Origin of the sequence: Methylobacterium sp. Leaf469 (genome assembly GCF_001424745.1) — a bacterium.
In the GTDB taxonomy this organism is placed as follows: domain Bacteria; phylum Pseudomonadota; class Alphaproteobacteria; order Rhizobiales; family Beijerinckiaceae; genus Methylobacterium.
The window spans coordinates 426,427-450,977 of sequence record NZ_LMRE01000023.1 but is presented as its reverse complement, the minus strand read 5'-3'; the positions used below and the strand labels follow the sequence as shown (position 1 = coordinate 450,977).

Below are 24,551 nucleotides of genomic sequence, written 5' to 3'. Positions count from 1 at the left end.
CTGCCTGACGCCGCCCTTGGAGCCAGCGTCCGCTTTTCCATTTCGTAGAGCTGACGGACGGCCCCCGACCCTACTCGGTCATAGAAGCAAGCCAATGGAGGCCTTGAAAGCAGACGTTGCAGCTGGACGCGCGCTGCGAACGCATGCTCTCGGATTCCCGCTTCCCGCGCTCGTGAGGCCGCCCGTTCAATCCACAGTCTGCATCTGGACGACGCCGCCGAGTTCACCGGGCTTGCCCGAGACCACCACGAGGTAGCGCCGGCTCGCGCCGGCATCCGTGCGGGTGATCTGGCGGATCGGGCCGATCGCGTTGACGATGGCCGCGCCGGCCGGGTTGGTCATGAAGGCGGCGAGCGGCTCCAGGCCTGCGGCCCCCTTCGGATCGGCGGCCAGCGCCAGCACGAACGGCATCTTCGAGGGCAGTCCCGTTACCGCGGCCTGCAGCGTCTGCAACACGCCCTGGTCGAACAGGGTGACCTGCGTCGCCGGCTTGCCATCGGTACCCGCGAGCGTCAGCGCGCTGGTCTTGCCGGCTGCGCCCAGCGCTTGGAGGTTTTGCATTCGGTCGCCCTCCGGCACGGCGTTCGGGACGTAGGCGACGCCCTGCGGACCCTGCCCGATCGGCACCTCGGCGATCACCGTGTTCGACGCGGTGTCGATCACCGCCGCCTTGTCGGCGTTCTCCAGGCCGACATAGACGCGGCTGCCGTCGCCCGAGGGCCAGAGCCCGTGCGGTAGGGCGCCGGTCGGAATGGTGGCGACCTGGGTGAAGTCGTCGGTGCGAAACACCTTGACCTGGTTCAGGCCGCCGATCGTCACGTAGGCGAACTGGCCGGCCTTGGTCGAGACGATGTTGACGTGGTTGGTGATCGGCCCGGTCTCGATCGTCTTCAGCGGCGCGAATGGCGGCGTCGCAGAGAACACCTGGGTCCGGCCGACATCCTTGAGGGTGAACCACACCTGCTTGCCGTCCGGTGTCGCGGCGATGTCGGGGCAGAACGGGCTCTCCTGCTTCACGCGCCCGACGATGGAGTGGGTCTTCGTGTCGATCACCACCGTCTCGGGGCTGAAGCTGGAGCAGACATAGCCGTAGGCGCCGTCCGGCGAGAAGATCGTCATGCCGGGCCCGTTCGGCACGGTGATCCGGCGCGTCTCCTTGGCGGTCGCGGCATCGAGCACGGCGATGTAGTCCTCGCCGCGCACGCTCACCCAGACCTCTCGGCCGTCCGGCGTGAAGAAGGCCTCGTGCGGCGCGCGGCCGACATAGGCGGTGTGGCGGACCGTGTTGGTCGCCGTGTCGATGAAGCTCACGGAGTTCGAGCCGATCGAGACCGCGAGCAGCGTCCTGTGGTCGGGCGAGAAGCCCATGCCGTGGACGAGGAGCTGGCCGCGATAGAGCGGGCTCAGGTTCATCGGCGTCGGGTCGCCGAGCCGGATCACGCCGAGCAGGACGTTGGCGGCGGGATCGACCACCGAGACCGTGTTGGAGAACTGGTCCGACGTATAGAACCGGTCCCTGCCGCTGACCGGCACGTCCGGTGCAAAGGCTGCACCCGGGGCCTGCCCGGCGAGAGCCGAGCCGGAGAGCATCGCGAGCGCGAGGAGGGTGAGGGCGGTCTTCATCGGCAGATCTCCGAAGGCATCTCGGCGGCAGGGGCCGTGCCATGGTGGTGAAGGTGGGTAGCTGCGGCAGACGAATCCGGCGCGGGAGGGAGATCGGCGAGCGCCCGGCGCATCACCGCGATCTCCTGGCCCTGTTCGACGATGATCCCCTGCGCGAGGCGGCGCAGGACCGGATCCTTGCCGTAGAGCAGCTCTGCCTGGGCCATCGCGATCGCGCCCGCGTGGTGCGGGATCATCATCGCAGCGAAGTCGCGGTCCGGATCGCCCGAGGGCGGGACCATCATGTCGGCATGCATCCGCGTCATCGACTGCGCCATCATCGCGTCGAAGGACGCGGAGACGATGGCCGGCGGCTCGGCGGCGGCCAGCGTCGGGGGCATCATCATCCGGCCGCCGACGAGGCCGCCGGCCATCACGGCGGCCGTGAGCGCAAATCCCAGTGCTCCGCGCATGGGCCGTCCTCCTCGTTCGTTGTCGATGGGAGAGATGCCGGGGAAACGGCTTTATTCCCTGGCCGGGGACGAATTGGTGGCCCTGCCGATGTGATCGATCTTTTCCAAATGTCAGTGGAATAGACGCGCCCGTTCGGCATCTCTCCCGATGCGGTCATGGTAGACCGCCGGAGACCTCACTCATGCGCACCATGCTGATCCGCGCCGCCTTTGCGGCCTTCGCCTTCTCCGCCGTCGCCGCCCAGGCCGCTGCGCCTGCGATAACGGCCGAGACTGCCAAGGGGCCGGCGCTCGTCGATTCCAAGAGCATGACCCTCTACACCTTCGACAAGGACATGGGCGGCAAGTCGATGTGCAACGGCCCCTGCGCCGCCAACTGGCCGGCACTGATGGCCGCCTCCGGCTCGGCTGCTAGTGGCGACTGGACGATGGTGACGCGGGACGACGGCACGATGCAGTGGGCCCACAAGGGCAAGCCGCTCTACACCTTCGCCAAGGATACGAAGCCCGGCGACATCACCGGCGACGGATTCCTCAACGGTGCATGGCACATCGCCAAGCCCTAATCGGTAAAGCCTCGTGGACGAGATCGCCGCCCTCATCGAACCGCAGATCCCAGCGTTGCGGCGCTACGCAGTCGCACTGTTGCGGGACCGCGAAGCGGCGGACGACCTCGTCCAGGACACTTTGGAGCGGGCGTTGTCCGCCTGGTCCGGACGTCGCCGCGACGGCGACCTGCGAGCCTGGCTGTTCACGATCGAGCGCAACCTGTTCCTTGGCACTGTTCGACGCCGGGGCCGGCGCGGCATCGATGTCGGCGCTGAGGCTTTGGAGCAGGTGCCCGATCCGGGTGCCGACCCCGAGGCCGCTATGGGGGCACGCGACGTGCTCACCGGGCTCGACACCCTGCCCGAGGAGCAGCGCTCGGTGCTGCTCCTCGTCGCGGTCGAGGATCTGTCTTATGCCGAGGCGGCCCAGGTGCTCGGGGTACCGCTCGGCACGGTGATGTCGCGGTTGAGCCGGGCCCGGACGCGGATGCGCGGTTTTCTGGAAACTGGCCGGACCGGACTCTTGAGGAGGGTGAAATGAGCGGGGATCCGCGCCCGGTCGGCGAGGACGACCTCCACGGCCTGATCGACGGTCGTCTCGAACCGGAGCGGCAGGCGCTGGTCGAGGCATGGCTCAGGGGAAACCCCGCGCGGGCGGCGGAGGTCTCGGCGGATCGCGCCCTACGCGAGCGCTTGCGTGCCCGCCTCGCGCCGATCGCCGAGGAGGCGATTCCGGCGCGGCTCCGGGTGGCCAACATCCGCTCGCGACATCGCCCGATAACCTACCGCTGGCTTCCGGTCGCGGCTGCGGCCGTGCTCTGCCTCGCGGTCGGCGGCGCCGCCGGCTGGTTCGGCCATGCCGCGCGGCAGGTACCCACGGTCACGCTCGCGCGAACCGAGCCAGCGACCGACGACGCGGTGGCGGCCTTCCGCACCTACGTGGTCGAGGCGGTGCATCCGGTGGAGGTGCGCGCCGACGAGAAGCCGCACCTTGTTACGTGGCTCTCGAAGCGCCTCGGCCGGGCGGTGACCACCCCCGACCTTACGGCGTACGGCTTCCGCCTGATGGGCGGCCGGCTGCTGCCGGCGGGTTCCGAATCCGCCGCGATGCTGATGTACGATGACGACCACGGCACCCGGCTGACACTCTACAGCCGCGTAGGCGATGCGGATGGCCGCACGGTGTTCCGCTTCGCCCGCGAGGGCGACATCGCCGCCTTCTCCTGGGTCGATGGCGGCATGTCCTACGTCGTCACGGGTCGCACCGACGAGGCGCGGCTGTTGATCGTCGCGCAGTCGGTCGACGCGCAAGTCCGTGGACTGCCGGTTCCGCAGCGGCAACCATGACCCTCGACCAACTCCGCATCTTTGTGGCGGTGGCCGAGCGACAGCACGTGACGCGGGCCGCCGAAGCGCTGAACCTCGTCCAGTCGGCGGTCAGCACGGCGATCGCCAACATCGAGGGGCGACACGCCACCAAGCTCTTTCACCGGGTCGGCCGCGGGATCGAGCTGACTGAGGCGGGGCGCATATTTCTCGTCGAGGCCCGCGCCGTGCTCGCCCGGGCCGAGGCCGCCGAACTGGTGCTCGCCGACCTCAGCGGCCTGCGGCGCGGGACGCTGGCGCTCTACGCCAGCCAGACCATCGCCAGCGACTGGCTGCCTCGCCACCTCGTCGCCTTCCGCCGGGCCTACCCTGAGATCGCTATCCGGTTGGCGGTGGGCAACACCACCGACGCCGCCGACGCGGTGCGCGCCGGGCAGGCCGAACTCGGCTTCGTCGAGGGGGCGCTCGACGACCCGACGCTTGCGAGCACCACCATCGCGCAGGACCAACTGGTCCTCGTGGTCGCCCCTGGCCATGCCTTCGCCGGGGCGACCGACCTCGAACCCGAAAATCTCGCCGGGGCCGACTGGGTGCTGCGCGAGGCGGGATCGGGAACCCGCTCGGCCTTCGAGGCGGCCCTGGGTGCGGCCGGCCTCGCAGCCGCCCAGCTTCGGGTCACGCTCGAACTGCCCTCTAACGAGGCGGTGCGCGCCGCCGTCGAGGCCGGGGGCGGGGCCGCCGTCCTGTCCGAGACCGTGGTCGCCGCCGCGCTTCGGACCGGAACCCTGGTGCGGGCGGCGTTCGCCCTGCAGAGCCGGCCGTTCCGGGTGCTGCGCCACAAGGAGCGCTACCGCAGCCGGGCCGCCGACGCGTTGCTCGACCTGATCGCGACGGCGGATGCCGGATGAGCGATCCTGCGAAACCCGTGCACCCCGACGATCCCCGGGTGAGGCTCGCCGAGGACCGGACGGTTCTGGCAGCCGAGCGTACGTTCGTGGCGTGGCTTCGCACCGGGCTCGCCTTCCTCGGCGTCGGCCTGGCCGCGCAGCGCTTCCTGCGGGAGGTGCTGGCGGTCTGGCCGCTGAAGGTGCTGTCGCTCACGTTGATCGCCTGCGCGCTTGCCTCGTTCGCCGGCGCCGCATGGCGGGACCGGGCGATCCGGGCGCGTCTCGCCGATGCCGAGATCCCGATGATGCCGCGCATCCTCACCGTCGGGATCGTGGCCTTGCTGATCGCGATCTCGGGCCTTGCGGCCACCGCCCTGCTCTGGGCGTGACGGTCAGGCCACAGTGACCCGTACCCGGTGCCAGGCGGCGCTGAGGTAGCCCTTGTAGTTCCAGGTGTCGTCGGGCGCGGCCGGCTGGGTCTGGCCGGCGGAGTCCCAGGCCCGCACCGCGAGTTCGTGCTCGCCCGCGGTCAGCTCGCGGTCGATCTCCCAGAACGTCCAGGCGTAGGGCGCGTCGGCATCGCGGTCGATCCGGGCCTGCGCCCAGCTGCGGCCGCCATCCGTCGAGACGTCGACGCGGGCGACCGCGCGATCGCTGGCGATGGCGTAGCCGCGGATCGCGTGCCGGCCGGGCTTCAACGCTGCGCCGCGGGCGGGCTCGCAGATCGCGCTGTTGAGCGGCATCGCCTCGATGGTGATGCCGTGGGCGGGGTCCGCGGTCTCGGCGGTCACGTCGGGCGGAAACAGCTTGTAGTCGTCGGCCTGCATCGGGTTGTCGGAGGGGTGGTCCTGCACCGTGATGCGGGCGAGCCATTTCGGGCTGCGGATGCCGGCAAATCCCGGCACCACCACGCGCAACGGATAGCCGTGCTCGGGGGCGAGAGGCTCGCCGTTCATCGCGAAGGCGAGCAGCGTCTCGGGCGCCAGCGCCTTGGCGAGCGGGATCGAGGCGCCGAAGCGTATGTCCGACCCCGCGATACGGTCGTGGCTCTCGAAGGCGACGTGGCGCGGACTGCCCGCATCGATCCCGGCGGCGTGCAGGACGTCGGCGAGCCGCACCCCAGTCCATTCCGCGTTGCCGATGGCGCCGGCCGCCCACGGGTCGCCGGCGACCGGGGCCACCGCCAGCATGTCGGCCCGGCGGTTGCCGGCGCATTGCATCACCGCCGTGACGGTGACGTGCGCGAAGCGTGCCTTCAGATCGGCGACGGACAATTCGAGGGGCGTCGCGATCATCCCGTCGACAGTCAGGCGGTAGCCGTCGGCGTCGAGGTCCGGGATGTCGCCGTGGCTGCGGACGTAGAAGTCGGCCTGGTCGGTGAGGAAGGCCGCCCGCAGGCGATCGAGCGGCGGCTCGGCATTGTAGGGCGCCTCGCCGTGCACGATGAGGCGGTCCTTGCGCTGGAACAGGCCGAGCATGGGGTTTTTGTCCTGCGTTCGTGACGTATCGACGACGAGAACGCGCCGGGGGCGATAAGGCCCCCGGCGCGCGTCGCCTCAGGGCTTCATCGTCGAGACCACCGCGTTCTTCGCCCGGTCCACTACGGCGACGCTGAGGTCGCGGTTGAGGACGTAGGCATGGGCGTTGTCGGCCGAGAACGCGATCGCCTGGCGCGGCTCGTTCAGGCCGGTCACCGTGGCGACGACCTTGAGGGTGCCGGTGTCGATCACCGAGAGCGAGTTGTCCTTCAGGTTGCCCGAATAGACGAAGCGCCCGTCCGGGGTCAGTGCGGCGCCGTAGGGGTCCTTGCCCACTTCCACTTCGGAGGTGACCTTATGGGCGGCGACATCGACCACGCCGATGGTATTACGGCCGCTGTTGGCGGCAAAAAGCGTCTTGCCGTCCTTGGTGATCGAGATGGCGCGCAGCTTGTCGAACCCGGCGATCTCACCGGTGATCTTGTTGGTGGCGGTATCGACCAACGTGATCTTGTCGCCAAGGAAGTTCGTGACGAACACGGTCTTGCCGTCAGGCGACAGCTTCACGCCCTGGCGCGGCTGCGCGAAGCCGGGGATCACGGCCTCGGCGAGCATGGTCCTGGTGTCGAACACGGTCAGCGTGCTCGCGGCCTCGTTGTTGACGTAGAGCTTGGCCCCGTCGGCCGAGAGCACCGTGCCGAACGCGCCGGGGCCGGCGGCGAGAACGCCGGCTTCCTTGCCGGTGGCGGTCTCATAGACCGTGATCCGGCCGGTGCCACTGTCGGAGACGTAGAAGCGGGCGCCGTCCGGCGCGAAAACGATGTTGCGCGGCGTGACGAAGCCGTCGAGGCGGCGCAGCACCGTGCCCTTGGCGACGTCGTAGACGATGACGGCGCTCTCCTCGCTGTTCGACACAGCGGCGACGGTCCCAGCGGCGTTCAGCGCCAGGGCGTTGTTCTTGATCGCGCCGTCGAAGCCAGCGGCGGACCCGGGCTGGCCCTGGGCGAGGAGCAAGGCGGCTCCGGCGAGGAGGGCGCGGAGGCTGGTGCGGACGTGGGTCATGAAGCGTGTCTCTCTGGCATGCGCGCTCGTTCGGCGGCCGGGGCCTGCCGTGAGGGCTGGTTCTAATTCGGATTGCGTGATGCGAGACCGGTTTGGCCGTGCATCGCCCTGGGGAGATGCCGGAGGGCGCGGTCTATTCCCCGAGGCCGGCGAAAAAAACGCGGCGGCCTCGGGATTCGGGGGTTCAGGGCGTCGGCTTCAACGCCGTGAGGTAGTCGACGATGGTCTGCACGTCGGCCGGATCGACCGGCGCCTTGTAGACGTGAACCATCTTGTTCACGGTCTCGGTCCACTGCGCCTTCGTGAGCTTGGGCTGGGTCAGCACCATCCCGGCCGAGTGGCAGGCGAGGCAGTTGTTGTTGACATCGATTGCGAGGTGAAGCGCATCGGCTCGGGAGCCGAAGCGGCGAACGCCACCAGGGGAGACAGTATGAGGGCGGCGATGAGGGCCGCAGGGCGGATCGGGTTCATGGCTGTTCTCCTCAAGCGGCCTGGAAGGACACGGCCTCGATGCCGTTCTGCATGAAGCCGGCCCCGTTCCAGACCCGGTCCAGGGGCTGCGCGACGCCGTTGGTGTTGGTGCAGCGGACCCTGACCGTGTGGCTGCCGGCAGCCAATGCCGGCAAGCTGCCGTCGAAGCGGCGGAAGCTGTAGGGGCCTTCGTCCGCGCCGAGCTGCGCCGGGAACCACGTCGCGCCGCCGTCGCCTGAGAAGTCCACCGCCTTCACCCCGCAATCGCCGCCGAAGGCGATGCCGCGCAACGCCACCGGCGTTCCGGCCGCCACCTTGGCGCCATCGGTCAGGTTGGTGACGAACGAGCGCGGCACCATCCTGTTGATCGGCACCGTCTTGAAGCCGGTCTGACCGGGCTTGATGTTAGCGCCCGGCACGTCAGGAATGCGGTAAGCGGTCTTCATCCAGTACCCGTCGTCGGGCTTGTCCAGCACTTCGATGTCGGACAGCATCTTGACCCAGTAGGTCGAGTACCAGCCCGGCACCACGAGCCGGAGCGGGAAACCATTGAGCAGCGGCAATTGCTCGCCGTTCATCGCGTAGGCGATCATCACCTCACCATTGTTGGCGTGCTTGAGATCGAGCGACTTCTTGAAGTCGGGCGCGTCGTCGACCACCGGCTCGTCGAGGCCGTTGAAGCGCACCTGCACGGCACCGGCCTTCACCCCGGCCTTTTCGAGCACGTCCCTGAGGCGCACGCCGGTCCAGCGGGCGTTGCCCATCGAACCGTTTGCCCATTGCGCGCCGGTCACCCGCGGCTCGAACAACCCGCGCGAATTGCCCGAGCACTGGTTCACTGCGGCGATCTCGAAGCGCGGCAGGCCGGCGATGGCGTCGAGCGAGAGCGAGAGCTCCTTCTCGACATGGCCGTGGACCTTGAGCCGGAAGGTGCCGGCATCGACTTCGGTCGGGATCGAGGCCCAGTGCCAGCGGACGTAGAAGCGGTCGTTGGGGGTGAATACACCCTCGTCGAACACCGAGAACGGCGTCTCCAGTAGCGGCGGATGAGTGCGCTGGAGGATCATCTCGGCCTTGCCCGGAAAGGCCGTGGTCAGCGCCCGCTCGTCCGGGCCGCCGGGCAGCGGAAGCTTCACCGAGCCCGCCGCCCAGGCCGGTATGGCGGCGCCGAGGCTTCCGAGCCCTAGGCCACCCAGGACGAGGCGGCGGTTCATCGGTCTGTCCAGTCCGTGCATGGTCTCTCCCCTTGAAGGATGTCGGCGTCGATGCGTTCGAAGGCATCGGACCCGTGGCGATTCCTCGCGACCAGGGAGATGCTACGGGATACGATTTATTCCCACCAACGGTCTTTCGCGATACGAATGATCTCCAAACGCGATGATTTGAGAAGTTTCGATCTCCAATGGGACGATCAAGGACGCCGTCTCGGCGTCACGCCGCCGGCGCGCCGACGGGCGCGGTCCTGCGACACCCGAACAGGGCGTGACGCTCGGAAAAACCGCGCAAGGCGACGGTGCCGAGCGGTTCAAGGGCATGTGCCAACCCGTCGATGAAGGTGTCGGTGGCGATCAGCGGCGTGTTGTAGGTCTTGCACAGGCGCTCGACGCGGGCGAGCACGTTGAGATCGCGGCCGATCGCCGTGAAATCGACCCGGTCGCCGCCGCCGATATTGCCGTAGGCGACCTCCCCGACATGAAGTGCGACGCCGACCTCGAAGGCAGCCCTGTCACCGTTGCGCAGGGTCGCAAGCGCATCAAGCGCGGCCTCGGCGGCACGCAAGGCGGCACTGCGCGCCTCGGCCTCGTCGCGATCGGCATCGAACACGGCCAGTAGCCCGTCGCCGATGTACTTCAGCACCTCGCCGCCTTCCGCCTCGACGGCCGGCACGATGGCATCGAACATCCGGTTGAGGGCGGCCACGACACGGTCGGGGCTTTGCCGGTCGGACAGTTCGCCGAACCCGCGCAGGTCGGTCAGCATCATCGCGGCCCGCATCAAGCGTACGTCGCCGCGCCGCACCGTGCCGGTCAGGATTTGCCGCGCCGGGTCGCGTCCGACATAGGCGCTCAGCACCGCGCCTAGCATGTCGTCGAGCGCCTTGATCTCGAACAGCAGCGAGAACGGCTCGACCAGCGCCAGCAACGTGCAGATCTCGATCGGCGTGAAGCCGCCCGGTCTCGCCGTGGCCCAGGAGGCGGCGCCCATGCGTCCACGCGCGGCGCGCAGCGGCACGATGAGGTAGTCGGTTAGACCCTCGGTGCGAAGCTCGCCGAGCACGGGAAACGGCAGCGGCCCATCCCCGTCGAGACGGCATCGGAACGGGGTACGGGTCTCGACTACGCGCTCGACGGTGTTGCCGTGGAACGTCGGCGTACTCTCGATGCCGTGGCGGCGACGCAAGGCTAGGCTCGACGCTCCTGGATGCCAGACGCGCATTACCCAGCGGAACGACGGATGCAGGGTCGGCGCGTGGGTGGTGGCGCGGGCCAGTGGCAGGCCAAGCCCCGAGAGGCACGCACTGAACCCGTCGAGAAGGGCTGCCGCGTCCGCCGCTTCGCGACCCGGCCCCATCAACCATCCCGTCCCCTGCGCGACCGCCTCGGACGAAGATTGGGACGAACGTGTCACGGCAGTTCTTTCATCAAGGAGTTGGATCGATGCCATAGCGCGGATCAGACGAGGCCGAGCACGCGGATCAGGCCGAGGCTGACGGCGCCGAGGGCGAGGAGCGAGGCGACCACCGCGAGGGTCACCCGCGCCCCGGCCTTGGCGACGCTGCGCACGTCGACCCCGAGGCCGAGCGCCGCCATCGAGACCACGGTCAGCACGTTGGCGGTCTCCGACATCGGCGCGAGCGCAACCGGCGGGATCAGGCCCGTCGAGCGAAGGCCCGCGAGCGCAAGGAAGGCGAGGATGAACCACGGCACCAGGCGGTGGATCGCGAGGCCGCCGCGGGCCGGGCGGTCGCCCGCGGTGACGCCGGGGGCGGCCTCGTCGGTCTCCTCGCGCAGCCGGCTCGCGCCGAGCGAGAGCACCAGGACGATCGGGCCTAGCATCAGCACCCGGACGAGCTTCACCAGGGTTCCGACCTGGACGCTGAGCGCCGCGACCGGCGCGGTGGCGGCGAGCACCTGCGGCACGGCGTAGACGGTAAGGCCGGCGAGCACGCCGTACTGCATCGGCGACAGGCCGAGCAGCGGCACCAGCAGCGGCAGGCCGAGCACCACCAGCACGCCTAGCACCGCAGTGAAGGCAATGGAGGCGGCGACGTCCTCGCCGTCTGCGCCGATCACCGGTGCCGTGGCGGCGATCGCCGAGTTGCCGCAGATCGAGTTCCCGCAGGCCACGAGGATCGCCATGCGCGGATGCAGCCCGAGCGCTCGGCCGATGCCGTAACTCGACAGGATCGCGACCACGACGACGCCCGCGATGCCGAAAAGCAGACCCGGACCGGCGGCGAGGATCGTCGTGAGGCTGAGCGAGGCCCCGAGTAGAACGACCGCGATCTCCAGTACGGTCTTGGCCCCGAAGGCGATGCCGGGAAAGAAACGTTGCGACGGGGTCCAGGCGGTGCGGATCGCGCTCCCGAGCAGGATCGCCAGCACCAGGGCTTCGAGCCAGGCGCGACCGAACAGATGCGCCTCGACGGCCTCGAAGCCGACCGCTGCGGCGGTGACCGCCATACAGAGACCCAGTCCCGGAAGGATGGCTCTCGTGCCGGCCAAGGCACGCATTGACCGAGCGTGGGAGAAAAGTCTGGGCGCGGACATGGGTGGCTCCGATGTGATGCCGGAGAATCCCATGTTCTTTTCATTCACTCCAACGGAATGATTAGATGCTTCCCATCACTGAAATAGATGAAATAAGTGCCCCTTCGCAGATCACGGAGACCCATTGTGAGAGGCCGACAGGCGGATTCACCCGTCGATCCAGTGGGCCTTGATCGTCGTGTCCGCGGCAAGCTCATAGATCCTGACGGAGCCCGTCGCGAGTTCGAGGTGCTCGACCTCCGCCGGGCTGAGGTCTTCGAGCGCCATCACAAGCGCCCGCAGGCAATTGCCGTGGGCGACGACGAGCACGTCTCCGCCCATGACCGCCGGCTGGATGGTTCGGAGGTAGCATGGCACGATACGGGAGACGGTATCGCGCAGGCTCTCACCGTTCGGCGGCGCCTCTGCGTAGGAGCGGCGCCAGGTCTCGATCCGCTCCGCCCCCCAGCGCGCATCGGCGGCGATCTTGTCGAGCCCGCTGAGGTCCCCGTAGTCTCGCTCGTCGAGCGCGGCGAAGCTTTGGGGGACCAATCCGGGTTGCCCGAGCGCATCGAGGATAAGCCGGCCGCTCACGACGGCCCGCGTTAGCGTCGAGGTGAAGGCAGCGGAAAAGCGCCAGTTGCACTCTGCCAAACGCCGGCCGGCTGCCTCGGCTTCCCTCCGGCCCTGCTCGGTCAAGGGCGAGTCCAGCAATCCCGTGAACAGGCCGGATCGGTTGGCTACGCTCTGGCCATGCCGGACCAGCACGAGATGTCGCGTGACCGGGGCTTTGCAATCGTGAATGCACTTTCGTGCTGGTCGCATCGCCTCTGATGATGTCGGCATCCGACTTTAACGAACTTCGACCCTGCGATGGGTTGGACCGTCCATCCGGAGACGGCGGGTCATCCTAGGTCCGCTTATGAACGTCTTGCGACTGAAAGCAGCCAAGCTGCTTCCCACCCGACCCGGTCGTAGAACGGACGTACGGGTCCCGACCCAACTTCGTCGTTGCGAGAGTTCTGGGGATCGCTCCGACGCGGACGTTCCCGGTGGCGGTTGTTTTCGAAGCGGCGCCTCGCCGTGGTCGAGGAGGACAGCAAAGGTGACGAGGGGCGCAGGAACGAGATCCAGAGTGACGAACATGCGGCACAGGGCGTTGCCGTATTGGAAGGCGTCCTGTTCAGATCCTGTCGAACGTAGAGTGATGCGCCACCGGCTGAACACCAACTGCGCGACTGCGCTGCTAACCGGAACTGTGACGATGCCGAACGAACCCGATGAGCGCGACGAGTATGACGTCTACCTCAACAGCTGGGTGCCATCGCCGCAGCTTGAGCACGCGACGCTCGATACCTACGTAGGCGATCCGCTCATGCAGCACCGCCTTCTCCACAACTATGACCCGAACGCCGTCACTCGGGATGCCTGGTTTTCCGGGCCCAAGACGATGGAAGTTAATGAGGAAGCCACCCGGCGGGTCGAATACTTCGCGGAGATGCAGCCGAAGTGGTCCGCCCATTTCCGGGACCTAGTCCTGGCGAACGGCGTCCCATCCGACAAGTTCGACCTGATCGAGGCAGCGTTTCGTGAAGACTGGGTCGACGGCTTCGCGCGGCGCCAGAACACGCACACCATGATGGGGATCAAGGCCTCCATCAGGGACCTCGACCGTCATCAGTACCCCAGCGGTGCGGGAAAATACGTCCTGAAGCAAATTCCGGATACGGTAGAGGCTCTGTTGGCGCCCGAACAGACCCAGGCGCTGTTCGATGCGAACAGCAACCTCATCCAGCAGCGCATGGCGGATTACCTGGACTTGTTCGGCGATCCGAATTCCTCGGGACTGAACCACCAATCAGTCCGGCGAGGCGTATTTATGACGCTGCCCGCGGATGGGCTCCGCCGCGAGCTGCACTATCTGTGCTCATACTCGCTGGCGCTCGGGCCCGTTGAACAGTTTGCCCAGACCTGGAACTCGGCGAACCGGGGCAGCGGGGTGCCGATAATCTTCTCCGCGCGCCTTCCTGCGGTGCAGACGAGGACCGTCGCGTTCGCGCCCTTCATCAAGGAAATGAACCTGAGCCAGTTGGAGCTCGTCGTGGCGCCGCCGGTTATGGCCGTGCAACTGACCTACAGCGGGGAGTTCGGCGACATACACGAGTTCGAGTTTGAGTGACGTTTAAACAGCGTAACCGGGTCGCGAATGCGCCCTCAGACGCCGAACTCTATTCTAGGATGCGCCCCTGTCACCGCCTGTCCCATCGGCCCCGTCAGGCCGGTGTCGGCGGGACAGGCGCCACGCCTTTCTTGCGGATTGCCGTTCCAGCGGGCTTAGCCTTTGGAACGGGCTTTAGCAGATCGACAGTCATGAATAAGCGCCGGGCATAACGCTCGGCTTGCCGCTTCACGTCGCCGGGCGTGTTCGCGAGGATGAAAGCACCGACGGCGGCTGAAAGGGCGGCCACGGGCCACGCGTCGTGCCCCATCCAGATGGCGGCGGTGCCCGAGGCCAGGCCGATCAGGCAGGCGAGGATGCCGACGGGCCTGATGCCCAACAGGTTGCGTCGGAAACCGTAGCTCAGGTTCTCGTCGAACAGCATGGGATAGTTCTTCGGCCCCCAGGTCCGGGCGCGCAACATCCGCACCATGCTCTCGTAGCATTGGTCCGCCGCGGCCGGGTCGGCCTTCTCCTCCGCCTTCGAGGGGACGTGGAGACCGGGGTCGAGCTTCGCGATCTTGGCGTGCAGCGCCGCCGTCTGCCGCTCGTCGAGCTCCGGGTGCGCGTAGCGCAGGTAGGCCGCGGCGGGGGCGCCGCCCCACTCCCGCCAGAGCCGCTCCTCCAACCGGGTGCCGAACGCGCGCGGCACGAACGACAGGACGGTCGCGAGAAAGGCGGAGCTCGCCCCGGTCGTCGCCCACTTGATGGCCGTGGCCCACAATCCGTCCTTGACGAACGCATCGGCCGGAAGCCACGGATAGGCGGCGAGGACGAGGGGGAAGGTGACCACGAGCATCGGAAGGACGCGCGCGTTCAGGATGTAACGGTCGAGGTGGACCATCATGCAGCTTCTCCGAGTGGGTCGCCCGTCCTTGGGCGAGCGATGACTTCCGCGGTCAGGGAGCGGTACCCGCCGGGCGTGTGGATCAGCATCAGCAGCGGGAACGCCTGCTCGGTCGCGAGTTTGAGGGCAGTGGCGACGTCCTTTGGCGACGGGCCGCTCGTGACGAGGTGGTTGTGCCAGGTGCCGAGCGGATAGAGGGCGCCGCCGTTACGTCCGATCAGTCCGTCGATGAGGTCCGCCAACCCCTCGACCCCGAGCACGAACTCCTCGGCCGAGAACCGGCTGTCTGGCGGCGCGGGCAGCACGTCAACGACATGGAAGGTGTCGGTCACGCCTGAGTAGCGGCCGACGACGATTCCCCCGGTCTCGCTGCCTGGGCGGGAGGCCACCTCCCGGGCGATCAGCGCATCGACCCGCGGACTGACGCGGATGCGGGGTCCATCCTCGGAGGCGGCCGGCACCACGTGCCAAGGTAGGATCTCGTGCCGGGTCCAGCTCTGGCCGAGGCCGTCGTCAGCCCCGATACCGATCAGGACCTCGCCGCGGTCCTCGGGCAAGCCGCCGGCGTGCAGCTTCCCGAGTGCCACAGCCATCGGCGCTGTCATCGCCGACAGGTGCGCGTCGGTCATCGGGAAGGTGAACGACGAGCAACCCTGCCCGATGGCGATGCTGGCAGCGGCGGCCTCGGGCCCGAACACCGCCGCGGCAACCGCGTCGTCGGTGCCGAGCAGCCTGTACGCCTCGGCGGCTAGGTCCGCCGACGACGGGTTGGCGGAGGGGCCCTCGACGGCCATGTACGCCACTCGCCCCGCGCCCAGCAGGCAGGTTTCGACGCATCTCGGCCTCCACGAGGCGACGTGCGGGAGCGAGAGGGACTCCCGCACCGTTAGGGAGCCGGTCGCGTTCACGATGAAGTCCGCGTCGGCCCCGAACGCTTTCGCGGCCATGACGGGGTCGTTCGCGGCAATGGCGACATCCGCGGTGAGAGCGGACAGCCCGTCGGAGAAGCCCACCAAGCTCTCGGCGAGGAGCGATGCCTTCCCGCCGCCCTGGTGCTGCTCCCACTTGCTCGCCGGAAAGAGGGCGTGCCGTGCGAAGTTGTGCGGCCGCATCGGCGATACGTCGACGAACCGGGTCGGACCTCGGCCACAGCGCATCATGTGCGTCGCGATCTTCGACCCCACGCTGCCGCAGCCGAGCAGGGTCCACCGGGCCAATCCGGTCGCGTCCCCGCCCGAGGCGGTTCGCATCAGGCCCGGCGTGACTTGCTCGTGCGGCCCCGCGAGCCGGACGGGTTTTGCGCTTCCAAACCCGAGTTCGTCGTTGCCCTGCAGTTCGATGAGGTAAGGGCAGATCTCGAAGGGCGAGTTGCTCCCGACGAGGTCGTAGGGCCGGCGCGCCAGCAGGATGACGACGCAGGGCTGCGGGTGCTTGAGGCGCCTGCGTCGCAGGCGTCTTTCCAGCAGGCCGAGCTTGGCCCGGAGGTGCTCGCCGCAGCCCAGTTCCTCGGCCCGGGCATGCAGGGATGCGATGTCGACGACGGTTTCCGGCAGGTAGCGTCCGGCGATGAACGGCTCGCCGGACGGCGTCCGGCCGGACCACGCCACAAGCGCGAGGCCGAACCCGTACCGCTCCTCGTTCGAAACCACCTCAACCTGCCAGCGGCAGTCGTCCTCCGACAAGCCGTGCCGGCTCTCGGACAGAAGCGCGCGATAGGTTTCGGGGCCACCGTCCTCGCGGACGGCCGCGTAGCCGATGCCGTAGCCGTCGCATCCCCCATCCCGGTTCGGGAGCGAGCGAAGCCAGTCGGCGCCGAGCACGACCACGTCGTGCACGCCATCGCGCCTCGTGACCTCCCAGCCCCCGGCGGGGTCATTGAGGCGCACGAGGGCGGCCCGCTCGACCCATTCCGCGAGCTGGTCGACGAGCCCGATGACGCCGCGCGATTGCAGGAGTTCGCGTACCGAGCCGAACACGAGGCAGGGTTCGGGCCGGAAGCTTGGCCCCCGGGGCTGCAGGTGGGGGTGGCTTCGGTCGAAATCCTCGCGAAGGACGATGTACGGCTCACGCAGCGGATACTCCGGCCAGAACGCCATCGTGACCGGCTCGACGGCCTGGACGCCGTTGTCGGAATGGCCCCTCACCCGCCACCGCGAAGGCAGGTTGGTGTCGATCCGTACGGTGGCCATGGTCGCGCCGGTGCCGGCGTCGACATGGCTCTCAACGCCGCGGACGGACGGGTGCAACCCGATCAGGCGAAGGGCCCGGGCGACAGCCCTGGGCATTTCAGGGGGCGACGGCTCCGCCGGGCCCGTCTCAGCCGTGCGGGAGGGGGGCGGCCCCGATTCCGGTCGCCACCGCGACCGCCGCAGGGACCGTCGGGCGTTTCGGCTTGTGCCCCGCATAGGTCACCTCGATCTCGTAAGGGTCGGCACCGGAACGGTCGGCGATGCAGGTGAAGGTGCCGCGGTGCGGGGCGACGATGGCCCTGTATTCCCGCTTGGCGCGGATGCAGGGCGGGTCGATGTTGTCGTCCTTGATCGGCTTGCTGCTCGCCAGGACCTCCGCCCCGGACCGCACTTGTCCGAGGGCGTCGCGGGCATCCGCGCTGACCTTGGCGTCCTCGCCGTAATCGGACCAGCTGTCCCAGGAGAGCGAGTGCCAACTGCAATGGTGGGGCGCTACGAGGACGTCGTATTCCAGGACGTGCTTCCGGGCTTTGTTCCGGTCCCAGACCTTCTCCCAGATGCCGACCTCGGCGTCCCCGCCGAACAGGAACCGAGACGCCTCCGCATAGCCGTCCGCCTGGAGGGCCAGGCCAAGGATGACGCTGGAGTTGTTCTTGCTGAGGAACTCGTCCTCGTCGTCGTCGGAGGCCGGCATGGGGGCGATGAGCCGCCCCTTGAACTGGCCGGGCACGCCGCAGATCGTCGAGAACTCCTCGTCGGCTTTAACGAGGATCTGACGGAGGTCGTCGGTCTTGCCGTCGACGTCCTCCCCCAAGATGACGATGCGCTCGCCGTCCGTGCCTATCCCCCGCTCGCGGTACCGGCGCACCCGTCGGCGCGCCTCGCAGGCCCATGCATTGGCGTCATCGCAGAGCGCGTGATCGCGCCCCGCGCGCCTGAAGACGATGGGGCTCGACCACATCTCACGGATGACGATCTTGTCCAGCGCCTTCGACCATGTCTCCGGCGGCCCGAGGTGAAAGTGTTCCCGCAGACCGCGGCAATGGTCTTGGTCGGGATGGGTAAGGAGGAACCCGTCGATGCAGAGCCGGCCGTAGATGTCCCGCTGCAGCCGTTTGCGCAGTTGGGCGATCACGTCCGGAACGTCGGGTCCGGGCTGCCGGACGTTGATGTCGATCAGGAGCTTGCGTCCGCCCTCCATCTCGACGAGGTGCATGTCGCCGTTGCCGACGCGGAAATGAACTGTGTTCGCCGTCATGTCAGGTCTCCGGCGCCGCTACCGGGATAGCGCGCCACAAAGTACGCTTCCGCCAGGATTCGCCGCGCCTCAGTGCTCCTTGCGCACGCCCTTGAAGGGGGTGCCGTCCTTCTTGCCGTCCATGAAGCGGCCAGTGTCCGTGTCCCGCTTCGTCCAGGTGTCCGTCTTGGGGTTGTGGACCTGTGAGCGGTCGCGGACCATGCCGTTGCGGTGGCCGTCGCCGGCCGGGGGGTTCGTTGCCATGTCGATGTCCGTGTCGGGGGCCCGCGCGACAAATGCGCGGCCCGGGATGCCTCAGAGCCTGCCCGCGGTCCGGAGCCGATGGCGCCGGGACGGCCGGAAAGCCCTGATGCTCAAGCCCCCGGTCCGAGGATGGCGCGGCGTGCCAGTGTAGGAGTACGCACGCAACCTCGTGGATTGCTTTAATATCTTGCAAAATGCCGATGTGCAAGATACAGCCGCAATGGAGGGACATGATGGCATCCGCACCGACCGGCATCCGGCTGAAGGCGCTCCGCGAGCAGCGTGGCATGTCGCAGGAGGAGCTCTCGCGCGTCCTCGGCCTCGACCATCGGCAGTCGCTGCAGCAGATCGAGACCGGCGGCCGGAAGCTGTCGGCCGAGGAACTCGTCGCCGCCGTGCAAGCGTTCGACGTCCCGCTCGACTATTTCACCAACCCGTTCCTCATCGTCGGCGAGGCGAGGTTCTCCTGGCGGCGCCATTCGGAGACCTCGGTCGCGGAGCTCGACGCGTTCGAGCGCAAGGCGGGCGAGTGGATCGGCGCGTACCGCGAGCTGGCGGCGGCGACGGGCAGGACGCTCTCGCCCATCGCACACCGGCTCAACCTGACGCGCACGAACAGCTACGAGGACGCGCTTGAGGCCGGCGAGGCGGTGGCCGGTTTCCTTGACCTGGGCCCGGTGCCGTCCGAGCGCCTCACGGAAGCCATGCAGGACAAGCTGTCGACGCTCGTTCTGATGGTCGACGCAGAGAGGGGCATCTCGGGGGCCGCCTGCCTCGTGAGGAACCTGGGCGCCGTGCTGGTAAACCGGCTGGAGGCGCCCGGCAGGCGGAACTTCGACCTGGCGCACGAGCTCTTCCACATCCTCACCTGGGACGCGATGCCCCCGGAGCGCCTCGACGACGGGCAGGGCACCGGCAACCTGCAGAAGCGCGTCGAGACGATGGCCGAAAAGTTCGCCTCCGCGGTCCTCATGCCGAGGCGGCTCTTCGAGGGCGTGACGGACGAGGGGCGCAACCCGGACTGGATCAACGGCAGGGCGACCGAGCTCGGCGTCTCGGCGAAGGCGCTCAAGTGGCGCCTGGTCGACCTCGAACGCCTCTCCCGTTCCGCCGCCCAGGGCTACGAGGACCACCGGCTCGTGAACAACGGCGGGCTGGTCCACAGGGAGCAGGACGTGCCCCTGAAGTTCGGCAAGCACTTCCTGACGGTGGTGGCCGACGCCATCGGGCAGGGACTCGTCTCGGTGCGGCGGGCCGCGGCGCTGCTCGACGTCACCATCGACGAGCTTGGGGACCTTTTGGACGCGCATGGGGTCGAACGCCCGTTCGACATGTGAGCCCGCACGATGGCTGTCCATCGCGGCTCGGTCCTCACCGACACCAACACGGTCATCGAGGCGCATCGCGTCGGCGTGTGGCGGGCTTTGTCCAGCCGCTACCGCCTGGTGACGGTGGCCAAGTGCCTTGAGGAGACGCAGACGGGCTTCCAGCGTCGGCGGCCCGAGGAGAACATCGACCCGACGATCCTGCGCCCGAGCTTCCATTCGGTCGAGCCGGATGACGCCCTCGCGATCATGAGGCTGCAGCTCGACGGTCCCGGCGCGCACCTCGACGCCGGAGAGCTCTCGCTTTGGACGCATGCCCTGACGCGGGAGGACGACTGGCTGATCTGCGGGACCGACGCCGCCAGCATGCGCTTCGGCTTCGATCAGGGGCACCGTGCGCGGCTCGTCAGCCTCGGCGGCCTGCTGAACGACATCGGCTTCCGGCCCGCGCTTCCGCTACGCTGCAACTTGGGCAAGCCGTGGCTCGACGACCTGATCCACCGCCTCGCGATGGAGGGCCTCCGGCCGGGACCCGGGCAGGGAAGGCCGGCATGACGGACGCGCACGCACCCGCGCAAGGCCTCGACGACAACATCCCCGTCGGCGACACGCTGACCGTGGAGATCACGCTGCCAGACGTGCGGTTCCTCGACGAGGCCGGCCTCGCGCATTGGTTCCCGCACCTCGACGGCAAGTGGTCCGAGCAGACGAAGGCGCTCCTCGCCCGCTTCGGCACCGACCGGCTGGACCTCAACTGGAATTGGTTCGAGACGTCGACCTGCTGGACCTGTCCATGCTGTGGGCGCAGCAAGCCCGAGATCGCGCGCCCGAACGAGGGCGGCGTCCTTCTGGCGCACCTGCATCTCCACCACGACCACATGCGCGAGCATTTCAACGCGTTCCTCCGGGAGCGGCTGGGCACCCCGTGGGCCAAGGAACTGTCCGCCTCCTCCCGCCACGCGGAGGACCCCATGTGAGCCCTCGTCATGCGCTTCCGCGCCTCCTTGGTCTGCGACGGCTGCAACACCGCCGAGGGCGATGCAAAGAAGGCGCTCGGCCTGCCGCGGCACTTCTCGTTCACGCCATCCGAGATCGCGCGCTTCGTGCGGCCGCGGCCCAACGCGATGAACGAGATCGACGTCGAGGAGGTGCGCCAGGTCTGGCTCGGCGTGAGGGAGGAGTTCGAGAGCCGCATCGCCTTCGCGGAGGTGCTCGTGGAGCGTCTCGCCTCCGGCCTGTTCGCGATGGAACGCGGCATCACGTCGACGCCCCTGTTCAATCCATCGACGCTCGACGACTTCATCGCCCGGGAAGCCAAGTCGCGGCAGCCGGCGGCCGTACTGAAAGCCTGGGCCTATCGCCTCTGGGGGGACCTGAGCCAACGCTCGGTGAGCCGGGACGGGGTCGGCAAGTCCCAGAAAACGTCGTCGACCAGCCCGTGTCCGCCCGCCTACGGACGCCGAGTTCGAGGTCTTCGAGCGCAAGCCCGGCAAGGGGTGGAAGCGGACGCCCGCGGACTGGACGTGCCCCTGCTGCGACCGGGGCAAGCGCGCGATCCTACGCCGGAGCGGGTCCGGGCGATGGTTCACCCAGATTCGAACGCTCGCGGTGGTCGACCTTGAGACGGACGCGGACAACTTGGCCTTCCGGCGCGAACTGTACCCGGACCACCTCGAAGGCCCGGTCGTCGCAGGCATGCGCGAGCGCTACGTCTGCGCCGATTGCCGGGACGTGGTTTCCGAGCTTCGCCGGGCGCGGCCGGACCTCGACGGCACCATGCTCACCTTGGAGGACGTGCGGGATTGCCTGGGCGAGGTCCGCGACAACGAGAAGGCGGAGATCGACCTCGTGCTGGCAGCCGAGAGGGCCGAGGCGAATTACGACCTGGAACGGGCCAAGTGGGAGTTCACGGTGCACCGCGACGTCGCCCTGCACCTCTGGAAGGTTCGAAAGTGCTTCGGCCCGGATGCCGTCGAGGAGGCCCGGGGGGCGCCGACTACGGCGGCCCGCGCTGAGGGGATCGACCCCGATGCCGTCCCTGGGTCTATCGGTGGCTGTTGCTCCAGGGCAAGGCGTTCGCGGCGGAGGGATGGACGCCTCCGACGTAGTGTCGGGCCGAAACTTCGGCCACTCAGGGAAATCCCCTCAGGCCGAAGGTCTGATGTCGCAACGTCGCCACGTCACCCTGCTAAGCGAAGGTAGGCTCGACGACGAGGTCGGGCACGAAGTCGGTGCGCTCCTTCACTGTCCCCTGTGCGGGACAGTGCGCGCTTGTACGTGAACGCGCGGCGCATCCACGGGGTGGGGTTCTGGAAGGCATCGTCGAGGGCGTCCGTGGCCCCGATCTTGGCCGCCTTCGAGGTCTCGGACATGGCGCAGGCGCTCGCCCGCCGGAAGCGGTTGAGCGATGTCTCCGAGAGGAAGGCGGCTTCCCAGGCGGCGACCTGGTCGCAGATGTCGGAGACGACGTCGAGGGAGAGGGTCATGGCCCAAGCGTAGGACCGAGGCCGTCATGCGATCTGAAACACGGAGGCCCCCAACCGTTGCCAGTTGGAGGCCTGCCACGTGTGGTGCACGTTCCGAAGCTTCCAGCGCATCGATAGTGCCAGGATAGGACACCCCCCGGCCTCCCACAAGGGCGGGGGGCTCAGAAGCCCTTCGACAGTCGGCGGTACTCGTCGGCCGACAGGGCCGGTGCAGGGACCGTGGGACGGGACGACCGGAAGATGCGGCGGGACCCGGAGCGGGCGACGCTGGGGGCCCTACGACGCCTCGGTAGGCCATCGGCGAGGTCGGCGGGGACGTCGACCTGGTTGCCTTGGCCATCGAATGCGATCAGCCCCAAGAACCGGTCCTCGATGACGACGATGCCCGTGCCGTCCGCCGAGATCCGCTGGAGCGAGTGACGTGACAGGCGCAGGTCCCCGACCTTGAACAGCCCCGTCGCGAGCCGGATTCGGGCCGGGGCCGGGGTGGAGAGGGGGGATGGGGCCGGGCCCGGGGCTTTGCCCCCGATATAGCGTCCCGAAAACCGAACTGCCTCCTTTGCGAACTCCAACGGCTTGGAGGGCTCGGGGACGGCCACGATCTCGACCGGGGCGGAGGCCGCGAGGGTCATGGCTTCCATAGCCCACGTGCGCCCGCGCCCGCACGAGGCGCGGATCGCCTCGACGGCCTCGGTCACGGTCTTGCCCTCGGCCCGCAGCGCGAGCCCCTGGCGGCCCGCCTTGAGCTTCGCGTCGGCCCGGGCGGCATGGGGGACGGCGCCGTCCCGAACGCGTGCGGCGGCCTTGCGCTCGGCCGCGGGGACGGCCTTGCCCTTGCCGGGCCGGACGAGGTTGAGCCCGGCGGCGTTGGCCTCGGCCTCAGTCACGCCGAGGCGGTCGGCCATCTTGGCCCCGGAGTAGTGGAACAGCGGGGTCCAGACCGTGCCGCCGTGCTCAATCGTCTCCCCGGCCTCGCGGCGCTTCTGGCGCCGTCCCAGGCTCTGCAGGCAGTCGAGTGCCTCGGCCAGGCTCAGTCCGGCGAGCGGGGCCAGGAGCTCGGCCCACATGGCCGGTGTGCCGCCCTTGGCTTGCGCATAGGCGTTGGCCGTGAGGAACGTCCACATGTGGCGCTGCCCGACGGCGATGCGACCGCGGTGCTCGCGGAGCCGCATGAGGTCCGCGACCTTGCGCTCCCAGACGCCCATCCTGCCCGCGTGGGGGTTGCCCTTGCGGGTGTGGGCCGGGCGCTCCAGACGGGCCGTGGCGGGCATCGCGGCCCGCTCCGCCATGCGCTGCCGGAACGCGACGCCCGAGAGGGGCAGCACCGCATCGGCAAGGGCGTCGACCGTGCAGCGCCGGACGTCCTCGATGTCGGCGGGCCACAGGCGGCGGCAGCGCGTGCCGCTCCTCGGGTTCACGCTGCCCCAGATGCGCAGGACGCGTGCGGCGTCCTGGGTGCCCTGGTCAAGCCCGGCGTCGCGGAACAGGCGCCACATGGGGGCGAGGCGGGCCTCCTGGGCGTCCCGGTCCGGATCCTCGTGCGCGCGGGCAGGCACGGTGCCGTCCTCGTTCAGGACCGGGCCGTACAGGGCGGCCATGATCCGCGCCATCTTCGGGGCGGCCCGACCCGGGAGGGCCTCGCAGAGCCAGACCGCATGCAGGCCCCGGCCGGAGTCTGTCCAATAGGATGGTGCGGGCAGGCCGGCCTCGGCGATCGCCGCGGCGAGGATCGCCATGAGGGCCGCGGGGTCCATGCCACGGAACGGCAGCGGGCGGCCCTGGGCGTCCTCGGCGTAGGGGTCGAATTCTAACCAGGCGTGCCCGACGGCGGCGAGCATGGAGCCCAGCCGACGCCGCATGAACCTGTTCATCGAGACGAACTGTGCCGGGCGCAGGTCGGACAGCGCGAGGGGCTCGCGGGCGCGGTGCATAGTCTCCGCGTAGGGGCCCCGCTTCGACGCCAGCACGTAGCAGCCGTCGGCGCTCCGGCCATGGAGGAGCCGGACATGATCCTGCATCTCCCACGTGTCATCGGCCGGCCAAGGGGTACCGGTTCGGAGGTAGGCTGGGATGATGGAGGAGCGAGCTGCCATGACCAATGCGCTGGAGGGAGAAGCACGGGCACCACTCCGCGCGACTGAAGACAGGCTACCCGCGTCGCCGGCATTCCGCAAACGGGGTCGTTTCAACCGACACTCATCGGGCGGCTCGCCTAGGGCGGGCCGCCCCGGACCCCGGGATTGGGATGCCCCGGACCCCCGATCGGGCGCGAATCGAAGAGGTTCCCGACCGCGAGGGGAACGATGTCGATTCGGTCCCCTCGCCGGATCCGGCCGCCCAACGGAGGCTCTCTCCACCTTCACCAGAGAGCCCCCCATGCGCGCTGCCC

The 24,551-nt window shown here is 68.7% G+C and carries 25 protein-coding genes and 1 pseudogene; 11 read left to right on the top strand and 15 right to left on the bottom strand.

Features of this window, described 5'->3' with window-relative positions:
• Positions 1-186: 186 nt before the first annotated feature.
• Together ASG60_RS13360 and ASG60_RS13355 are read right to left on the bottom strand one after the other, a co-directional pair.
• Positions 187-1,623 (bottom strand): YncE family protein, encoded by a 1,437-nt coding sequence (locus ASG60_RS13360; protein WP_056385971.1) that lies wholly within the window; start codon positions 1,621-1,623, stop codon positions 187-189.
• Positions 1,620-2,075 (bottom strand): DUF305 domain-containing protein, encoded by a 456-nt coding sequence (locus tag ASG60_RS13355; RefSeq protein ID WP_056160290.1) that lies wholly within the window; start codon positions 2,073-2,075, stop codon positions 1,620-1,622. Before ASG60_RS13355 ends, ASG60_RS13360 begins: the two co-directional genes overlap by 4 nt.
• A 182-nt stretch (positions 2,076-2,257) precedes the next feature.
• On the opposite strand from ASG60_RS13355, the gene ASG60_RS13350 reads away from it, so the two are divergent.
• Genes ASG60_RS13350 through ASG60_RS13330 form a run of 5 tightly spaced genes read left to right on the top strand, consistent with a single transcriptional unit; the run spans position 2,258 to position 5,225 of the window.
• Positions 2,258-2,641 (top strand): hypothetical protein, encoded by a 384-nt coding sequence (locus ASG60_RS13350; RefSeq protein WP_056160287.1) that lies wholly within the window; start codon positions 2,258-2,260, stop codon positions 2,639-2,641.
• A 13-nt stretch (positions 2,642-2,654) separates the two neighbouring features.
• Positions 2,655-3,164: an RNA polymerase sigma factor gene (locus tag ASG60_RS13345; protein ID WP_056217681.1), complete on the top strand. Its 510-nt coding sequence runs from the start codon at positions 2,655-2,657 to the stop codon at positions 3,162-3,164.
• Complete coding sequence (locus ASG60_RS13340) at positions 3,161-3,970, top strand: anti-sigma factor (RefSeq protein ID WP_056160280.1); 810 nt, start codon at positions 3,161-3,163, stop codon at positions 3,968-3,970. Before ASG60_RS13345 ends, ASG60_RS13340 begins: the two co-directional genes overlap by 4 nt.
• Positions 3,967-4,857 carry a LysR family transcriptional regulator gene (locus ASG60_RS13335; RefSeq protein ID WP_056385969.1) on the top strand — a complete coding sequence of 297 codons (891 nt, stop codon included), beginning with the start codon at positions 3,967-3,969 and terminating at the stop codon, positions 4,855-4,857. The genes ASG60_RS13340 and ASG60_RS13335 overlap by 4 nt, the downstream gene beginning before the upstream one ends.
• On the top strand, positions 4,854-5,225 hold the full coding sequence (locus ASG60_RS13330) for a DUF202 domain-containing protein (RefSeq protein WP_056160273.1): 372 nt from the start codon (positions 4,854-4,856) through the stop codon (positions 5,223-5,225). The genes ASG60_RS13335 and ASG60_RS13330 overlap by 4 nt, the downstream gene beginning before the upstream one ends.
• A gap of 3 nt (positions 5,226-5,228) precedes the next feature.
• Here ASG60_RS13330 and ASG60_RS13325 read toward each other — a convergent pair whose 3' ends face one another.
• From ASG60_RS13325 to ASG60_RS13295, 7 genes and pseudogenes are all read right to left on the bottom strand, one after another.
• On the bottom strand, positions 5,229-6,314 hold the full coding sequence (locus ASG60_RS13325; protein WP_056160270.1) for a sulfite oxidase: 1,086 nt from the start codon (positions 6,312-6,314) through the stop codon (positions 5,229-5,231).
• A gap of 78 nt (positions 6,315-6,392) precedes the next feature.
• The gene (locus ASG60_RS13320) at positions 6,393-7,376 is read right to left on the bottom strand and encodes a beta-propeller fold lactonase family protein (protein WP_056160267.1); all 984 of its coding nucleotides are present in this window, start codon (positions 7,374-7,376) and stop codon (positions 6,393-6,395) included.
• Positions 7,377-7,560: 184 nt separating this feature from the next.
• A pseudogene (locus ASG60_RS13315) lies at positions 7,561-7,847 on the bottom strand (cytochrome c).
• An 11-nt stretch (positions 7,848-7,858) separates the two neighbouring features.
• Positions 7,859-9,082 carry a molybdopterin-dependent oxidoreductase gene (locus tag ASG60_RS13310; RefSeq protein WP_056217685.1) on the bottom strand — a complete coding sequence of 408 codons (1,224 nt, stop codon included), beginning with the start codon at positions 9,080-9,082 and terminating at the stop codon, positions 7,859-7,861.
• A gap of 196 nt (positions 9,083-9,278) precedes the next feature.
• Positions 9,279-10,418, bottom strand: coding sequence for an adenylate/guanylate cyclase domain-containing protein (locus ASG60_RS13305; protein WP_056217688.1), 1,140 nt, complete (start codon positions 10,416-10,418; stop codon positions 9,279-9,281).
• A gap of 101 nt (positions 10,419-10,519) precedes the next feature.
• Positions 10,520-11,617 carry a putative sulfate exporter family transporter gene (locus ASG60_RS13300; RefSeq protein ID WP_200913232.1) on the bottom strand — a complete coding sequence of 366 codons (1,098 nt, stop codon included), beginning with the start codon at positions 11,615-11,617 and terminating at the stop codon, positions 10,520-10,522.
• Between the two features lie 147 nt (positions 11,618-11,764).
• The gene (locus ASG60_RS13295) at positions 11,765-12,421 is read right to left on the bottom strand and encodes a 2,3-bisphosphoglycerate-dependent phosphoglycerate mutase (RefSeq protein WP_056385967.1); all 657 of its coding nucleotides are present in this window, start codon (positions 12,419-12,421) and stop codon (positions 11,765-11,767) included.
• Positions 12,422-12,860: 439 nt separating this feature from the next.
• Here ASG60_RS13295 and ASG60_RS13290 point away from each other — a divergent pair, with 439 nt between their 5' ends.
• Positions 12,861-13,775: a hypothetical protein gene (locus ASG60_RS13290; protein ID WP_156398896.1), complete on the top strand. Its 915-nt coding sequence runs from the start codon at positions 12,861-12,863 to the stop codon at positions 13,773-13,775.
• A 94-nt stretch (positions 13,776-13,869) separates the two neighbouring features.
• On the opposite strand, the gene ASG60_RS13285 is transcribed toward ASG60_RS13290, so the two are convergent.
• From ASG60_RS13285 to ASG60_RS23175, 4 genes are all read right to left on the bottom strand, one after another.
• Positions 13,870-14,658: a hypothetical protein gene (locus ASG60_RS13285; RefSeq protein ID WP_156398895.1), complete on the bottom strand. Its 789-nt coding sequence runs from the start codon at positions 14,656-14,658 to the stop codon at positions 13,870-13,872.
• The gene (locus tag ASG60_RS13280; protein WP_244476662.1) at positions 14,658-16,850 is read right to left on the bottom strand and encodes a ThiF family adenylyltransferase; all 2,193 of its coding nucleotides are present in this window, start codon (positions 16,848-16,850) and stop codon (positions 14,658-14,660) included. The genes ASG60_RS13285 and ASG60_RS13280 overlap by 1 nt, the downstream gene beginning before the upstream one ends.
• Positions 16,851-16,977: 127 nt before the next feature.
• Positions 16,978-18,108, bottom strand: coding sequence for a hypothetical protein (locus ASG60_RS13275; protein WP_056385963.1), 1,131 nt, complete (start codon positions 18,106-18,108; stop codon positions 16,978-16,980).
• A 69-nt stretch (positions 18,109-18,177) separates the two neighbouring features.
• Positions 18,178-18,351: a hypothetical protein gene (locus tag ASG60_RS23175; protein ID WP_156398894.1), complete on the bottom strand. Its 174-nt coding sequence runs from the start codon at positions 18,349-18,351 to the stop codon at positions 18,178-18,180.
• 233 nt (positions 18,352-18,584) lie between these two features.
• Here ASG60_RS23175 and ASG60_RS13270 point away from each other — a divergent pair, with 233 nt between their 5' ends.
• From ASG60_RS13270 to ASG60_RS22775, 5 genes are read left to right on the top strand one after another with little or no spacing between them, the layout of a single operon-like run.
• On the top strand, positions 18,585-19,688 hold the full coding sequence (locus tag ASG60_RS13270; protein ID WP_210168496.1) for an XRE family transcriptional regulator: 1,104 nt from the start codon (positions 18,585-18,587) through the stop codon (positions 19,686-19,688).
• A 9-nt stretch (positions 19,689-19,697) separates the two neighbouring features.
• Positions 19,698-20,231: a hypothetical protein gene (locus ASG60_RS13265; RefSeq protein ID WP_056385959.1), complete on the top strand. Its 534-nt coding sequence runs from the start codon at positions 19,698-19,700 to the stop codon at positions 20,229-20,231.
• Positions 20,228-20,653 (top strand): hypothetical protein, encoded by a 426-nt coding sequence (locus ASG60_RS13260; protein WP_056385957.1) that lies wholly within the window; start codon positions 20,228-20,230, stop codon positions 20,651-20,653. The genes ASG60_RS13265 and ASG60_RS13260 overlap by 4 nt, the downstream gene beginning before the upstream one ends.
• A 9-nt stretch (positions 20,654-20,662) precedes the next feature.
• Entirely contained in the window at positions 20,663-21,298 is a 636-nt protein-coding gene (locus ASG60_RS13255; protein WP_056385955.1) for a hypothetical protein, read from the top strand.
• The gene (locus ASG60_RS22775; RefSeq protein ID WP_056385953.1) at positions 21,285-21,878 is read left to right on the top strand and encodes a hypothetical protein; all 594 of its coding nucleotides are present in this window, start codon (positions 21,285-21,287) and stop codon (positions 21,876-21,878) included. The genes ASG60_RS13255 and ASG60_RS22775 overlap by 14 nt, the downstream gene beginning before the upstream one ends.
• Here the strand turns inward: ASG60_RS22775 and ASG60_RS22770 are convergent.
• Positions 21,857-22,162, bottom strand: a complete 306-nt coding sequence (locus tag ASG60_RS22770) for a hypothetical protein (protein ID WP_156398893.1) — start codon at positions 22,160-22,162, stop codon at positions 21,857-21,859. The two genes, ASG60_RS22775 and ASG60_RS22770, sit on opposite strands and share 22 nt — an antisense overlap.
• A 161-nt stretch (positions 22,163-22,323) precedes the next feature.
• Positions 22,324-24,180, bottom strand: coding sequence for a hypothetical protein (locus ASG60_RS13240; protein WP_056385951.1), 1,857 nt, complete (start codon positions 24,178-24,180; stop codon positions 22,324-22,326).
• Positions 24,181-24,551 lie beyond the last annotated feature (371 nt).